This is a genomic window from Archangium lipolyticum, assembly GCF_024623785.1.
GTDB classification, from domain to species: domain Bacteria; phylum Myxococcota; class Myxococcia; order Myxococcales; family Myxococcaceae; genus Archangium; species Archangium lipolyticum.
The window spans coordinates 51,934-67,337 of record NZ_JANKBZ010000007.1; the positions used below are offsets into that span (position 1 = coordinate 51,934).

Consider the following 15,404-nt stretch of genomic DNA (forward strand, 5'->3'; position numbering starts at 1 on the left):
CCATGGCATCGAGCTTCCTGACGCTCCGTGACGGAGAGCCTCGCTCGTTCATCCACCGGGAAGACGGGGGAGGGTACAGGACCCTGTTGGTGGTCAACCCGGCGGCGGAGGGCTGGGCGCTGGCGAAGTATTTCGTCAACGTCCCCGCTCCCCGGAAGGTGCGCCTGCTCTTCGGGGAGGCGTACTACGACGAGCGCTCCGGATTCCTGCTCGTCGTCGAGGGGAGAGCCATCGGTTACGGCGGCTCCTTCATCAACCTCTGGGATGCGATCCGGAAGCTCGGCCTGCGGATGGAGGAGCACTGGCTGGTGGTCCAGAACGCCGGTTCGGCGACCCGGCTGGAGCCCTTCTCCGGGAAGAACAAGGGCCACCTGCCACTGCCGAACGGACTGGCGATGGTGGACCAGGCGATGGCGGAGGCCAGGAACTTCGCGATCCACTCGCCGGGTGGGCTGTTCCATGTGGCGGCGGTGGACATGCTGCAGAAGAACGCCAGCGAGGCCTATACCGCCGAGGGAGCCAGACTGCTGGAGCGTTTCGGGCTGCTCATCACCGGCATTCCGGTGGACGTGCCCCGGCTGACCGAGGCGCAGCTGCGCAAGTGGGGCTTCGCCATCTGTGAGGCGGCCACGGGCCGGGTGCTGTGCTTCGTCGAGCACCCGGGACGGGCGGAGCTCCTCGACGAGGCGCTCCGGAGATACGCTGGGAAGGTGGAGACGAAGGTGTACTTCAGCACCTTCCGGTTCCACTTGCGGCCCGACTTCCTGGACGTGTACGCCCGCGCCATGACCGGCGCCCTGTTCGAGGAGTACCGGGCCCGGGTCGCTCCTGAGGTGGTGGAGCGCGCGCGGAGTGCCCCGAGTGCGGCGGCCTTCATCGAGGAGGTGGGGGCTCGCCTGTCGGTGCCGGAGCCCTCCGAGCTGGCCGTCATGTACCACCTGTTCAAGGGGGGCCTGGAGGAGGGGTTCTACCGAGGGGAGCTGGCCGACTTCAGCGACGTCGTCCTGGAGGGGATGACAGCTTCAGGCCTGGAGACGTGGGAGCGGCGGCGGCTGGGAGACGAGCGATTCACACGACGCTACTCGAAGGAGCTCTGGGCGCGGTTCTTCCATGTCGCCCGGATCCTCGAGCTGCGCTGTGGCGGAATGGCCGTGGTGAGTGCTGGCGAGGGCGCCATCTCGGAGGACCTGGGCACCATTGATGCGATGAAGGAGCTGTATGCCGCCGTCCAGAGACGGGACAAGGCCGGGGGCGTGGTGAGGGAGTCCCTGCACCTTCCCCCGCCGAGAGGTGCTCCGCTCATCGTCAATTCCTACCTGGGCACGGGGGTCGTGGTGAAGGACGGGGCCATGGTGGTGAACTGCGAGATTGGGGCAGGGTGCATCGAGGGAATGGTGACGGACGTCCATGCCGGAGAGGTCCACGTGGGCCCGGGGAGCTGGCTGCACGCGCACTTCACGGTGGCGGGGCGGGCGTCCTCCGAACCCCTCGTGGTCCCAGAAGGGCGGGACGCGGTGCTCCAGGAACAGGGGCCAATCAGGCTCGCTTCGAGGAGCTCTTCCTCGACAGCCTGAATGGCAGGTAGGGCAATAGGCGGATGAGCGGGGCCTTGCTCGGCGGATTGGCCATGTCTCGCCGGCCCCGCGGCGGGTGGCTGGTGCCGGTCCGCCAGGAGACTTATCCACTAGATATGGCCACCCAGGAGACTCCAGACGAGACGGGGCCCGAGTACCGCGCCTCCCGGCTCGAAGCGGAACTCCAGCGAACCCAGGCGCAGCTCGAGCGCCGCAACCGGCAGCTCGAGCTCCTGATGCTCGCCGCGCGGGACCTCAACTCGAGCCTTCATGACCTGGACATCATGCGGCGGCTCGTCTGGACGGCCATGGAGCTGGTGGACGCAACCGAAGGCCTCTGGGGACGGCTGATCGACGGCCGCATGGTCATGATGGAGTCCCTGTGGCGAGAGGGGCGGGCCATCGAACCCCGCCACGTCGTCTTCGAGCCGAATGTGGGGGTTCCCGGCCACGTGATGGTCACTGGAGAGCCCTACGTCTCGAACGATGCGGCCAATGATGAGCATGTCCTGTCACAGCTCCAGAAGACCCGGGGCTTCTACAACCTCATCGACCTGCCCCTCTTCGCCCGCTCCGGGGAACTGCTGGGTTGCTTCGAGCTCCACAACAAGAAGGACCACCAGCCCTTTACCCAGGAGGACCTGGAGCTCCTCAAGGCACTGAGATCCCTTGCCGGAGTGGCCCTGGAGAACGCGCGCCTCTTCGACACGGTCCAATCCGAGCGCAGGACCCTGGAGACGATCGTGCACCAGATGCCAGCGGGCTTCATCCTCGCCTCGGCTCCATCGGGAAGGATCCTCTACTCCAATCAGGAATCGGAGCACCTCCTGGGACATCCGGAGTTTCTGCCCAAGAGCCAGGAGCAGTACTCCCAGTGGGGAGCCGTTCATCCAGATCTCACTCCCTACGCGCCCGAGGAGTATCCGCTGGCCCGGGCCCTTCGTGATGGCGAGACCCTCAAGGACGAGGAGGTGCTGTACCGCAGGAGCGACGGAACACTCGCCCATCTCTCCTTCACGGCGGCACCGATCCGCGATGCCCAGGGCCGGATCACCGAGGCCGTCAGTGTCTTCACCGACATCTCGGGACGCAAGCGGGCCGAGCGGAAGCTCGAGGAGAGCGAGAACAAGTTCCGGCGGATCTTCGAGTCCAACCTGATCGGCATCGTCTTCGGTGACATCCAGGGGCACCTCTACGACGTGAACGATTACTACGCCAGTCTCATCGGCGTTCGGCGGGAGGAGGTTCTCGCGGGCAAGGTCCGCTGGGATCTCATCACGCCGCCAGAGGATCTGGAGAAGGACAGGGCCGCGGCGCGGGAGATGCTCGAATCACCGGAGGGAGTCTGTACCCCCTACGAGAAGCGCTACATCCTTCCGGACGGCCGCGTCGTGTGGATCCTCCTGGGGTGTGCCTTTACCGATGCGGACCGGTGCAAGAACGTCGCCTTCGTCATCGACATCACTCAAAACAAGGAGTCCGAGGACCTGCTCGCGAGGAGCCTCGCCAGTGAGCAGCTGGCCCGGGAAGAGGCGGAGACCGTCCTGTCGCAGCTCCGGGTCGAGAGGAACCTGCGCGAGCAGTTCGTGTCGGCCCTCAGTCATGATCTCCGCACGCCTCTGACCGCGGCGAAGATGAGTGCCCAGCTCATTCCCCGCCAGCCGAACCTGCCTGACAAGGTCTACTCACTGGCCGCCCGGGTGAGACACAACATCGACCGCGCGGACCAGATGATCACCGACCTCCTGGATGCGAACCGCATCCGGGCGGGTCAGGGACTGCCCATCGAGCCGGCTCCATGTGAGCTCTGGCAGGTGGTGGCTGACACGTTGGAGGAACTCTCGACCGTTCACGGAGATCGGTTCCTCCTTCGTGGAGAGGAGCGGCTCCAGGGCGACTGGGATGCGCGGGCCCTGCGCAGGCTCGTCGAGAACCTCTGCGGCAATGCGATCAAGTACGGAGACCCGTCGCGGCAGGTGACCGTGAGCCTGACGCAGGACGGCGACTTGTTGGAGCTGGCCGTCCATAATTGGGGAAACCCCATCCCCCCCGGGGAGCAGGAGCAACTCTTCAACTACTTCACCCGGACGAAGAGCGCGGAGACCAGCGGACAGAAGGGCTGGGGCATCGGGCTGACACTCGTGAGGGGAGTCGCCGAGGCGCATGGCGGAAGCGTCCGCGTGGAGAGCACCCGGGAGAAGGGGACGACCTTCCGCGTCTTCCTCCCCAGGATGGCGAAGTCTCCGGGGTGACGCGCGGGCGCCCGGTTTCGGTCGCTGAGCAGGGGACCCCTGTTTCCAGGCGCGTGCCCAGCCAACTGTCACGAAACGCAGTTCCTCTCTCTGTCTTTGATGAAGCTGAATTCAATTTCGGACGGAGAGGATTCCATGCCGCGCAAGCCGCAGTCTTCATTTGTAGCCGAGGCGCTCGAAGTCTATGACGTGAAGCCGGAGACCGAAGCCAAGGTCCTCGCGGCGGACTTGAAGAAGAGGCTCGCCGACCTTGGCCAGCTTCTACCTGGCAAGGCGGTACCCAGCGAGACGATGGTCAGGGCGGTCTTCGAGCACTGTGGCGAGCTCATGGAGCTGGCCAGGGAGGCGGCCTCCCGCTCTGGCATCGACACGGACGAGAAGGTGACCGTCGAGGGAGAAGCCATCCCAGCCCATGACTATTCCTTCAAGACGTACGATCAGTTCCTGAAGGCCGAGGACGAGATCGAAGCCAGCGTCCCCAAGCGTGAGGGCTTCGCGGCGGGGGGCGCGGACACGGCGTGGACGGTGGTGAAGAAGATCCTGGGGGCGATTGGTATTCCCGCCCAGCACGTCGGCAGCGTCAAGGCTGTCCTTCAGGAGATGGCCGGGAACGATCTGGCCACGCTGGTCCGCGAGCTCAAGGCGAGGCGTTTTTCGCAGGCCCGGGCGCCGTTGATGAAGATCCTGAACGTGATGCGCTCGAAGACGTTCCTCAGCAAGCTGGGCAAGCGCATCGGAGCGAAAGCCGCTGGAACCCTCGTGGCCAAGATCGGCGCGAAGTTCGTCCCCTTCGTGGGGTGGGCCGTCCTGGCCGGTCAGCTCATCTGGGCCTTCAGCAAGCAGATCTTCTGACGGCTCGTGGGGAATCGCGGAGGAGCCAGTCATGCTCAGGACACGTGACGGTCGCGAGCGGATCCTCGACGTCCGCCCGGACACCCCCGATTTCAGAGACGGGCTCTACGAGCCGTCTCTCGTCGAGGTGCCCCCGGTGCGGACGCTCGAGGAGTACCGGGCGTTCAGGGTGCCCATCCTGGACCAGCGCACGGATGGGGCCTGCACGGGTTTCGGTCTGGCCACGGTCGCCAACTACCTGCTGCGCAGGTTGGCCGGCAAGCGTAGCAAGGGCTCCCGGGCGACACCTCCGCGTGTGAGCCCGCGGATGCTCTTCGAAATGGCCCGGAGGTACGACGACTGGCCGGGGGAGGACTACAACGGCTCCAGCTGCCGTGGGGCGGTGAAGGGCTGGCACAAGCACGGGGTCTGCGAGGAGCAGAAGTGGAAGCACATCGAGGGCAAGGACTCCCATGTCCTGACGGAGGAGCGTGCGAGCGACGCCATGCGGCACCCGCTGGGCGCCTATTTCCGCGTCAACCACAAGGACCTGGTCGCCATGCACAGCGCGCTCGCGGAGGTGGGCATCCTCTTCGCCTCCTGCGAGGTGCACGAGGGCTGGAAGGATGTCGGCCGCAGTGGCCGCATCCCGCGCCGCCCCAACATCGTGGGCGGACACGCATTCGCCATCGTCGGCTATGACGAGGAGGGGTTCTGGATCCAGAACTCCTGGGGCAGGGACTACGGCAAGGGAGGGTTCTGCCACCTCTCCTATGACGATTGGCTGGCCAACGGCTCGGACGTGTGGGTGGCACGGCTGGGAGTGCCGATCAGCCGGAAGGCCGCGGAGCGCACCACCCGGAGGACACGGGCTCCCGCGGCCGGGGGTTTCGAGGGCTACGCCTTCGCCGACCTGCGCCCGCACATCATCAGCATCGGCAACGAAGGCCTCCTGCGAGAGTCAGGCACCTACGGGACGAGCCATGACGAAGTCCGGCAGATCATCGAGCACGACATTCCTCGCATCACCCGGGGCTGGTCCAGGAAGAGGATCTTGCTCTACGCGCACGGCGGGCTGGTGGACGAGTCCGCGGGCGTGCAGCGGGTCGCGCTCCATCGGGAGAAGCTGCTGCGGGAGGAGATCTACCCGCTGGAGTTCATCTGGAAGAGCGACTTCTGGACGACGCTGGGCAACATCCTCCAGGACGCGCGCGGACGGCGGTCTCCCGACACCCTGTCAGCCGGGCTGAAGGCGCTCATGGAGGACCGGATCGACGACATGCTCGAACCGCTGGCGCGGGCGCTCGGAGGGCGGGCGCAGTGGGAGGAGATGAAGGAGAACGCCCTGTTGGCGACGCGGTCGGAGAAGGGCGGAGCCCGGTTCGTCGCCGGATGCCTGGCCGGGCTGGGCGCGAGGAATCCCTCGCTCGAGCTCCACGTCATCGGGCACAGCGCGGGTTCCGTCTTCCATGCTCCACTCGTGCAACTCCTGGCGAGCCGGGGGCGGATCTCCCAGGGACCGATGCGGGGAGAGACGGGTCATGGGTTGGGGATTGCTTCCTGCTCGCTCTGGGCCCCCGCCTGCACCGTCGCCCTCTTCAAGGAGAGCTACCTGCCGCTCATCCAGAGTGGAGACATCGGCCGGTTCTCGGTGTTCACCCTCACAGAGGACGCCGAGCGCGACGACACCTGCGCGGGCCTCTACCGCAAGTCGCTGCTGTACCTGGTCTCCAATGCCTTCGAGCCGACTCCGCGCATTCCACGACGCCGCTCCAGGGGTCAGCCGTTGCTGGGCATGGCGACGTTCATCCAGGAGGAGCCGTCGCTCAGAACGCTCTTCCAGGGCAAGGCCCGATGGGTCCTCTCGCCCAATGAAGCGGTGCTTGGAACGCAAGGCGCTTCGCGCGCCAGGAGCCATGGGGGGTTCGATGATGACGACGCAACGCTTCGCTCGACGATCGCGCACATCCTGAACACCTGAGCGTCCACGGGGTTCTGTCCTGTCTCCCCGCCCAGCCTCGTTGGGCTTGTTCCTCGTTTACATCTGCGACAAGTTGGCGTGTGCGCGGCCATGCCTTGGCGCCGATACACAGGGGAGGATGACGATGATCACCGTGACCGCATTTCGCTGGGTGCCGCCTTTCGCACAGGGGCTCGTGAGGGATCTTCGGGTGCGCTGGGCGCTGGAAGAGGCGGGGCGCAGCTATCAGGAGCGGCTGATCGGGCCGGAGGACCAGACCTCCGAGGCCTATCGCCGCCTCCAGCCCTTCGGCCAGGTGCCGGTCTACGAGGAAGATGGCCTGACGCTGTTCGAATCCGGTGCCATCGTGCTGCACATCGCGGAATCGTCGCAGGTGCTGATGCCGTCCGAGCCCGCCGCCCGGGCGCGCACCATCACGTGGATGTTCGCGGCGCTGAACTCGATCGAGCCGCATATCCAGAACCTCGCCACCATCGACCTCTTCTCAGCGAATGAGGAATGGGCGAAGTTGCGCCGCCCGGGCGCGCTCAAGATGGTCGAGAAAAAGCTCGACGAGCTCGTTACCTGGCTGGACGGCCGGGAGTGGCTCGAGGACCGGTTCACCGCCGGCGACCTCCTCATGACGAGCGTGCTCCGCATCCTGCGCCACACCGAGCTGGTCACCGCGCGCCAGGCGCTCGAGGCCTACCGCCTCCGCGGCGAGGCGCGGCCGGCCTTCCAGAAGGCGCTGGCCGACCAGCTGGCGCCGTTCGCGAAGAATGCGCCTCCGAGGGCATGAAAGCAGGGCCGCCGGGCCCGTGGGTTGACGGATTTGTTGCTCAGCTCTCCGTGCATGCTCCTCCAACATGCGTTGCTTGCGCTGTATGGGCAGTGCATCCACCCCAGAGGAGTCCATGTCCGGAAAGCGTCGTGTCGTTGGAGGCGCCTCACTGGCGCTCGTGCTGATTCCGCTCGCATCGGTCGCCGAGCCGCCCGTCATTCCTCCGCGTGCGGAGACTCCCGTGTTGCACGGGTACGACGAAGCACCGCGTACCCCGGACGCGGATGACCCGGCCATCTGGGTCCACCCGAGCCGTCCGGAGCGGGGCCTCGTCATCGGCGTGCTCAAGGAGGCTGGCCTGCAGGTCTACGACCTGGATGGGCGGGTGGTGCAGACCGTGCTCCCGCCGAACCGTCCAGCGCTCTCGGCCGAGGATCCCTCGGTTCCCGGGCCGCGGCCCGATGCGGAGACCTCCGCGTGCCCGGAGAGCGAGAGCGGCGAGACGTTCGGGCGCTTCAACAACGTGGACATCCAGTACGGCTTTCCGTTGCGTGGCGCGGATGGTCGGGTCCGGAAGGTGGATCTCGCGGTGGTGACGGACCGCGGTTGTGACCGGCTCCGCATCTATGCCATCGACCCCGGGCGCGCGAACGGACCGCTCTTCGATGTCACGGCGCGCACGGCGGAGCGCGTCTTTCCTTCGCGGTATGTGCAGCCTTCTCCCTTCCAGCCCACGGGAGAGCCGGTGGGCTCGCAACCGAATCCGCTGGATGACCAGAACACGGCCTACGGACTCGGGCTCTACCACGACCCGTCCGACCGCTTTCATGCGTTCGTGACGCAGCGCAGCCGCAGTGTGGTGGCCTGGCTCGAGTTGTACGAGGCCGGCGCGGAGCAGGTGGGCTACCGGAAGGTGCGCGAGTTCCGTTTCGACCCGCGCTTCTCCATTCCCAGGCCGTCCGGCGGCGGACACCTGTCGTGGTCGCCGTGCCGGGAGGAGCCGGCGGACGATCCGCAGTTCGAAGGGCTCGTGGTGGACCAGCAGGAGGGCATTCTCTACGCGGCGCAGGAGGTGGTGGGGCTGTGGAAGGTGCCGCTGAGCGCGTCGCTCCCGCGTGTGGTGGACGTCCCTCCGAGCCGCCTCATCGAGCCGGTGAAGTCGTTCGGGGCCTCGTACTGGGCCGTCCCGGATGATGGCGAATACGCCTGTGAGCTGGAGGCTCCGGCCCCAGCGCCCGAGGGAACCATCGCCGTGCCGGGCAACCCCGCCGTGGGTGGCAAGCACCTGGAGGCGGATGTCGAGGGGCTTGCGCTGTACTACGCGGAAGAAGAGGAGGGTTATCTCGTCGTCTCCAGCCAGGGCGACGACACGCTCCACCTCTATGACCGTGAGGGGGGATGGACGCGTGAGCGCGGCAACCGCCATCTCGGAAGCTTCCGTGTGGAGGGCGTGGGCGAGACGGATGGCCATGACGTGGTGAACGTCCCCATGGGCGCCTCCTTCCCGAGGGGGCTCGTGGTCCTCCAGACGGGCAAGGCCCCGCCACCGCCGAGCACCGAGCCGGCGAATGGTTATGAGTACGACGGCTCGACGCAGTTCAAGCTCGTGCGCTGGGACGACATCGCGGAGGCGGTCCCTCCTGGCTTCAAGGTGGACACGGACGATTACGACCCACGTGACCCGCACGACGATTGAGCGGTGATGAAGCCCGCTCTCCCGGCCGGAGAGCGGGCGCCGCGTTGCCAGGAAGCCCTCGCGCTCCGCGTCCGGTGGGTAGTTATCCACCAGGGAAGCCCGCATCACAGGACCGGGGGACGCGCGATGTCTGAGGTTCACATCCCGGAGGTCGAACAGCAGTTCCTTCCCGAGTACGACGCCTCCCTCGCGGACGAGGAGCACGAAGACTTCGAGGACTCGCTCCTGGGAGCGGTATCCCGGAGCGACGAATGGCCCTTGCGCGTGCCCGTTCCCGGACAGCGGTTGGGTGGCCCGGATGGCCAGCGATTCGAGATCATCGAGGAGCTGGGGGGAGGGGCGATGGGACGGGTGTTCCGCGCCTGGGACGAGGAGCTGCAGCGCGGGGTGGCGCTCAAGTTCCTGCTCCCGCGCGAGGCTCCGGCCGGGGAGGCGCCCGCCACGCGGCTGAAGCAGGAGGCCAGGGCCGTGGCGCGGCTCGACCACGAGAACATCGTCCGTGTCTTCGACGTGGCCGAGTGGAGTGGGGCGCCCTGGGAGCCGCGCGTCCCCTTCATTGTCATGGAGTGTCTGGAGGGCGAGTCCCTCTCCTCGCTGTTGGGGCGCGAGCGGCCGGACCTGCACCGCACCCTCGGCATCATGTCCGCCGTGGCCGCGGGTCTGGCGCATGCCCACGCGCACCAGGTCATCCACCGGGATCTCAAGCCCAGCAACGTCATCATCACGCGCGAGGGCTGCGTGAAGCTGCTCGACTTCGGGCTGGCGTACCTCGTGGCTCCGCGCTCACCGCTGGTGCCCTTCCTGCCCACGGCGGGCACGCCCGCGTACATGGCGCCGGAGCAGTGGCGCGGAGAGCCGCAGGACGAGCGCACCGACCTCTGGGCCGCGGGCGTCATGTTGTACGAGCTGCTCACCGGTGAGCTGCCCTTCGCCATGGTCTCGCTCGAGGAGATGCGCGCCCGGGTCCTCTCTGCCGAGCCGGTGCCTTCGGTGCGCACGCGGCGCCCCGAGGTGCCCGAGGAGGTGGCGCGGCTCGTGGCCTCCCTGCTGACCAAGGACCCCGGGCAACGGCTGCACAGCGCCGCCAGGCTCCGGGAGCGGCTGCACGCGCTGGAGGAGGAGCTCGGCCCCTGGCGCGAGCCCACCCGGCCCGTGCTCCCCCAGCGCCGGCACGTGACGCTGGTGTCCTTGCAGCTCTCGGGTCTCGCCGGGCAGCTCGATCCCGAAGACGCCGGTGAATTACAGGCGGCCTTCCATCAGGCGTGCGCGGAGCTGCTGCGCGAGCAGGAGGGCACCGTCGCGCTCTCCGTCGGAGACGAGGTGCTCGCCTGCTTCGGCTACCCCACGGCCCGCGAGGACGACTCGGTGCGCGCGGTGCACGCGGCGCTCCACCTCACCCAGGCCCTTCCGGAGCGGCTCCCGCAGCTGGCCCGCTTCGGACTCTCCGTGTCGGCGGGCATCCACACGGACCTGGTGGTGTTCGACGGCGGCTCGCTCCAGGGCGAGGCCCCACGCGTCGCCACCTGGCTGGCGCGGCGGGCCGGTCCCGGAGCCGTGGTGCTCGGCGATGCCACGTGGAAGCTGGTGCGAGGCGCCTTCGACACCGAGTCCCTCGGCCGTCACGCCGTCGAGGCGCTCTCGGGCAGCCTGTGCGTGGAGCCCCGCCGCGTGTTGCGAGAGCACAGGTCGGTGTGCCGGTTCGAGCGGGCCCTTTCGGCCGGCCTGAGTCCGCTCGTGGGACGCGAGCACGAGTTGGAGAAGCTGCGAGCCCTCTGGGAGCGGGCCCGGTGGGGAGCGGGGGCCTTCGTGCTGATCAGCGGCGAGGCGGGCGTCGGCAAATCCCGCCTCACGCAGGAGCTGCACGACGAGCTGCCCCTGGGGTCGAGCCACCGCCTGCTGTGCCAATGCTGGTCGCAGCTGAGCCATACCGCCTTCCATCCGCTCATCGAGATGCTGCGGCGCTTCTTCCAGCTCGAACCGGAGACCTCCGCCCCCGAGGGGCCACACGGATTGGAGGCTCGACTGGCGGGGCTCGGCGTGGAGCCGGAGCACGTGAAGCGGCTCGCGGAGTTGCTCGCACACCCCGTGGCGGAGAACACTCCGGTGGCCCTCGTGTCCGCGCTGGAGCAGCAACGCGAGCGCAAGCGGATGATGAACGAGGCCCTCCTGGCCCTGCTGCTGCGCCTGGCGGAGCCGCGGCCGGTGCTCCTCATCGTCGAGGATCTGCACTGGGCCGACCCTTCCACGCTGGAGCTGCTCGGCCTGCTGCGCGAGCACGTCCACGAAGCGAGGATGCTCGTCCTCCTCACCACCCGCCCCGAGCCGCTGCCCTCCTGGCCGCCGCGCCCGTGGTCGCACCGGCTCGTGCTCGACCGGTTGCGGACGGCCCACACGGAGACCCTGGTGCGGTGGATGGCCGGGAACCGGGAGCTGCCGGAGGAGACGGTCCACCAGCTCGCGGCCAGGACGGACGGCGTTCCGCTCTTCGTGGAGGAGCTGACGCGCATGGTGCTCGAGCAGGGCGCCTCGACGAGCCTGTCCTCCATCCCCGCCACCCTGCACGAGTTGCTGCTGGCCCGGCTGGATGCGCTCCCGCCCCGGCAGAAGTCCCTGGCGCAGCTCTGTGCCGTGGTGGGACGCGACTTCGACCTGGCCCTGCTCTCGCGCGTCTCGGCCCGGGACGAGGACTCGTTGCGGCGGGGTCTCGAGGAGCTGGTCTCGGCGAGGCTGCTCCGGCGGCGCGAGGAAGGAGACGGGGCCGGGTACCAGTTCCGGCACGCGCTCCTCCAGGAGGCCGCGTACCAGTCCCTGCCACGTGGCCTGCGGCGGCAGCACCACCGACGCATCGCCCAGGCGCTGCTGGAGCACTTCCCCGCGCGCGTGGAGTCCCGGCCCGAGGTGCTGGCCCACCACCGCACGGAGGCGGGTGACACCGTGGCGGCCATCCAGGCCTGGAAGCAGGCCGCGCAGCTCGCCATCCTGCGCCCGGCCAGCGCGGAGGCACTCTCACACCTCAAGCAGGCCATGCGGCTGATACAGGGCCTTCCGGACACGCCCGAGCGCCGGGCTGGGGAGCTGGAGCTGCTCAATGCGCTCGGCATGATGTTGATCGACACCCAGGGATTCGGCTCCCCCGAGTTGGAGCGGACCTATGCCCGGGGACTGGAGTTGCACCGGCAGATGGAGCAGGAGACTCCCCAGCACGTCATCCTCTGGATGGGGCTGTGCAACTACTTCCTCATCCGGGCGGAGTACCAGAAGGCAGCGGAGCTGGCCGAGCAGCTCGTGGCCCCGGGTCCCTCGCGGAGGGAGCCCCTGCTGCTCGCGCAGGGCCACCGGGCGCTGGGGCTCACGGCCATGCTGCGGGGCATCACCCATGTGGCCCTGGAGCACTTCGGGCGGCAGAAGCAGCTCCTGGAATCCAGTGAGGGGCTGCGTGTGGACTTCATCCAGGACATCTGGGTCGACCAGAAGGTGGATGCCTGGCTCCAGCTGTCCCTCACCCATGCACTCCGGGGTGAGCTGCGCGAGTCCCGGCGGTACGGCCACGAGGTCCTCGAGCTGACACGGGAGGGACGGTGCCCCTCCACCACCGTGGCCTATGGGTTGACCATGATGGCCGTCATCTGTCAGTGGCGCCGGGAGACGCGGAGCGCGTTGGAGCTGGCCGAGAAGGGGTTCGCCATCCTCGGAGTCAACGCGTTCAGACCCATGCATGCCTTCGCAAAGGGTGCTCGAGGCTGGGCGCTGACCCGGATGGGGCGGGAACAGGAAGGATTCGAGGAGCTGCGAAGGAGTGTGGAGCTCGCACGCGTCGTGGGGGTGAGGGTCATCCTGCCCTACGTCCTTGGCCTGCTCACCGAGGCCCACCTGCGCCAGGGGCAGCCACGGGAGGGTCTGGCCACCGTGGACGAGGCATTCCGGGAGGTGGAGGAGATAGGCGAACACTTCTTCGCGCCCGAACTGCACCGGCTCCGAGGGGAGCTGCTGAGGGCCTCGGGCCGGGAGGACGAGGCGTTGCGCTGCTTCCTCCGGGCAAGGGCGCTGGCCCACCGGCACGAGGCGGGTCTGAGACTGTTCGAGCTGCGGGCCACGGTGAGCCTGGGACGGCAGATGAGGGAGCTGGGCTGCCCGGAGCGGGCCCGGAGGAGACTGGCGCGAATCCTCGCCCACCTCGAACCGGACCCCGACTCGGTGGACCAGCGGGAAGCGCGGGAGCTTCTCGGCGCGCCCTGACCCGCGACCGCGCGCAGGGCGCACTTCCAGCCGCGGGCTCGGGATGTCTGGAGACGTTGCCCCGGATGCTCAGGAGCCCCTCCGGGCATGCTCACGATGCTCGTGATCATGGCGATTCTCTCCACGTTCATCGCGAATCTTCTCATCCGATGGTTGCTTCGAGGGGAGGAACCGAGTGCGCCCGTTGTCCCCCTGGAAGCGAGGCAGTGAATGCTGGCCGAGCGTGAATGCGGGCGTGTATCCTCCATGCGCTGTCGGGGCCGGTTTTCTGTGAGCGCGGGCCCGTCCCGCGCCTGATGAGTGAGGAGGGACTTCAATCCATGCACGCCAAGCGGAATTTTCTGGGTGTCCTGCTGGTGGGCGCCGTGGGTGGAGTGTTCGCCACGGGCTGCCAGACCTATGACTTCGAACCGGTGGAGCCGCTCGCCATCACCCAGACGACGGAGGCGCGGCGGATCGAAGCGCGAGAGCGCAAGCCGAACCTGATGCTGCTGGTAGACACGTCCGGCTCGATGACGGCGCCAGCGGATCCGAGCGTCGCCGCCTGCAAGAGGAACGGCGTGACTTGTGGCAACGACACGTTCCAGTGCCCCATCTCGAGCGGCTGCGACACGCGTTGGAGCGCGCTGCAGAATGCGATGGAGGACTTCCTGGTGAGCAGCGGGACGGTTGCCCGCATCGGGCTTGCCACCTACCCGTCGGATAACTACTGCGGAGCCACGGCGTCGATCGCGATTCCGCTGCCCGACGCGGACAAGGAAGATGAGGCCACGCTCAAGGCCAATGCCGACAAGGTGTTGGCGGAGCTCCAGAGCATCACCTCCTACGCGACCCCGACGAACGCCCGGGTCCCCGACGGTGGAACGCCCACGAGTCGGAGCCTCGCGGAAGTAGGCAAGCGGCAGGAGCTGGGGACGGCGGAGCGCTCCGACTTCGTGGTGCTGCTGACGGACGGTCTGCCCAACTGCGACGAGCAGTTCCCGACGCCGTACCCGAACGCCGGGTGCTTCTGCACCCTCGAAGCGGGTTGTCTGGACGGCGAGACGGCGGGCTGCCTCGACAAGAACGCCTCGGTGGCGGCGGTGGAGATGCTGCGCGCCAAGGAGATCCAGACCATCGTCATCGGCTTCGGCGCGGACTTCAATGCCTCCACCGAAATGGGGCGTCAGGGCGCGGCGACCCTTGATGCCATGGCCCGGGCGGGTGGCTTCGAACGCAAGTGCAAGGTGGACCTGGATTGTGGCACGGGTGATTCGTGCGACAAGGCCGTGGGGCTGTGCAACCGCCGCTTCTTCCAGGCGGGCAACAGGGCCGAGCTGGTGAAGGCACTGCGGGAGATCAGCAAGAAGCTCGAGTCGGATCCCTGCCTGCTGACCTTCGATCCCGAGGAGCTTCCGACCACGGATGATCTGGTGGTGGTGTACCTGAACGGCGAGCGTGTCGATCAGGGCCCGGACACCTGGACGCTGTCGGGCGATACCATCAAGTTCACGGGTGCCGTATGCGCGCTCCTCGAGGAGTCCACGCCGGCCAACCCGGCGGACATCGAGGTGCGCGCCGTCCGGACCCGGTAGCCCATTGCCAGACGCCTTGTCTCAACCCGGGTCAGTGTTCTCCGTACTATAGTCCCAGGTGGCATTCACGGCCCATGAGGCCTCGAGGGAATGGGTGAGCATGCAGCAGACCCGGAGTCTCTACGAGCAGCTCGGCGGTGAGGAGATGGTGTCGAAGGCGGTCACCATCTTCTACCGGAAGGTGCTGGCGGATCCCCTCTTGAAGCCTTTCTTCGAGAACATGGATATGGTCCGCCTGGAGGCCATGCAGAGGGCCTTCCTGGTCACTGCGTTTGGCGGCCCTGGCTCGTACAGCGGCCGGGACATGCGCCGCGCCCATACCCGGTTGGTGGTGCGGGGGATGGGTGATGTCCACTTCGATGCTGTGATCACCCACCTGGACGACACCCTGGCGGAGCTCAACGTGGTCAAGCCACTCAGGGATTGGGCCCGGGCCATCACCGAGAGCCAGCGCAAGGACATCCTCGGCCGCTGAACCGGTACCGCCAGGCTTGGACGCG

General features: G+C 67.7%; 9 protein-coding genes. All 9 read left to right on the plus strand.

Going from position 1 to position 15,404, the window contains the following annotated elements:
* Window positions 1–2: 2 nt before the first annotated feature.
* The 9 genes from NR810_RS17190 (at window position 3) to NR810_RS17230 (ending at window position 15,379) form a co-directional block, all read left to right on the plus strand.
* Window positions 3–1,574, plus strand: coding sequence for an LbetaH domain-containing protein (locus NR810_RS17190; protein ID WP_257453706.1), 1,572 nt, complete (start codon window positions 3–5; stop codon window positions 1,572–1,574).
* 116 nt (window positions 1,575–1,690) lie between these two features.
* Complete coding sequence (locus NR810_RS17195) at window positions 1,691–3,826, plus strand: sensor histidine kinase (RefSeq protein ID WP_257453707.1); 2,136 nt, start codon at window positions 1,691–1,693, stop codon at window positions 3,824–3,826.
* Between the two features lie 135 nt (window positions 3,827–3,961).
* A complete protein-coding gene (locus NR810_RS17200; RefSeq protein WP_257453708.1) occupies window positions 3,962–4,678 on the plus strand; it encodes a hypothetical protein in 717 nt (238 codons plus the stop codon).
* A gap of 31 nt (window positions 4,679–4,709) precedes the next feature.
* Window positions 4,710–6,638, plus strand: a complete 1,929-nt coding sequence (locus NR810_RS17205; protein WP_257453709.1) for a C1 family peptidase — start codon at window positions 4,710–4,712, stop codon at window positions 6,636–6,638.
* Between the two features lie 124 nt (window positions 6,639–6,762).
* Window positions 6,763–7,416 carry a glutathione S-transferase family protein gene (locus NR810_RS17210; protein WP_257453710.1) on the plus strand — a complete coding sequence of 218 codons (654 nt, stop codon included), beginning with the start codon at window positions 6,763–6,765 and terminating at the stop codon, window positions 7,414–7,416.
* Between the two features lie 115 nt (window positions 7,417–7,531).
* On the plus strand, window positions 7,532–9,094 hold the full coding sequence (locus NR810_RS17215) for a phytase (protein WP_257453711.1): 1,563 nt from the start codon (window positions 7,532–7,534) through the stop codon (window positions 9,092–9,094).
* 126 nt (window positions 9,095–9,220) lie between these two features.
* Window positions 9,221–13,330, plus strand: coding sequence for a protein kinase domain-containing protein (locus NR810_RS17220; protein ID WP_257453712.1), 4,110 nt, complete (start codon window positions 9,221–9,223; stop codon window positions 13,328–13,330).
* 320 nt (window positions 13,331–13,650) lie between these two features.
* Window positions 13,651–14,904, plus strand: a complete 1,254-nt coding sequence (cglB, locus tag NR810_RS17225) for an adventurous gliding motility lipoprotein CglB (RefSeq protein WP_257453713.1) — start codon at window positions 13,651–13,653, stop codon at window positions 14,902–14,904.
* Window positions 14,905–15,004: 100 nt separating this feature from the next.
* Window positions 15,005–15,379 (plus strand): group I truncated hemoglobin, encoded by a 375-nt coding sequence (locus tag NR810_RS17230; protein ID WP_257454125.1) that lies wholly within the window; start codon window positions 15,005–15,007, stop codon window positions 15,377–15,379.
* Window positions 15,380–15,404: the final 25 nt, after the last annotated feature.

Bases quoted from the DNA above. Each gene is read 5' to 3' on its own strand.
- NR810_RS17210 (WP_257453710.1), top strand. From the start codon at position 6,763: ATGATCACCGTGACCGCATTTCGCTGGGTGCCGCCTTTCGCACAGGGG.
- NR810_RS17200 (WP_257453708.1), top strand. From the start codon at position 3,962: ATGCCGCGCAAGCCGCAGTCTTCATTTGTAGCCGAGGCGCTCGAAGTC.
- NR810_RS17195 (WP_257453707.1), top strand. From the start codon at position 1,691: ATGGCCACCCAGGAGACTCCAGACGAGACGGGGCCCGAGTACCGCGCC.
- NR810_RS17220 (WP_257453712.1), top strand. From the start codon at position 9,221: ATGTCTGAGGTTCACATCCCGGAGGTCGAACAGCAGTTCCTTCCCGAG.
- NR810_RS17215 (WP_257453711.1), top strand. From the start codon at position 7,532: ATGTCCGGAAAGCGTCGTGTCGTTGGAGGCGCCTCACTGGCGCTCGTG.
- NR810_RS17230 (WP_257454125.1), top strand. From the start codon at position 15,005: ATGCAGCAGACCCGGAGTCTCTACGAGCAGCTCGGCGGTGAGGAGATG.
- NR810_RS17190 (WP_257453706.1), top strand. From the start codon at position 3: ATGGCATCGAGCTTCCTGACGCTCCGTGACGGAGAGCCTCGCTCGTTC.
- NR810_RS17205 (WP_257453709.1), top strand. From the start codon at position 4,710: ATGCTCAGGACACGTGACGGTCGCGAGCGGATCCTCGACGTCCGCCCG.
- cglB (WP_257453713.1), top strand. From the start codon at position 13,651: ATGCACGCCAAGCGGAATTTTCTGGGTGTCCTGCTGGTGGGCGCCGTG.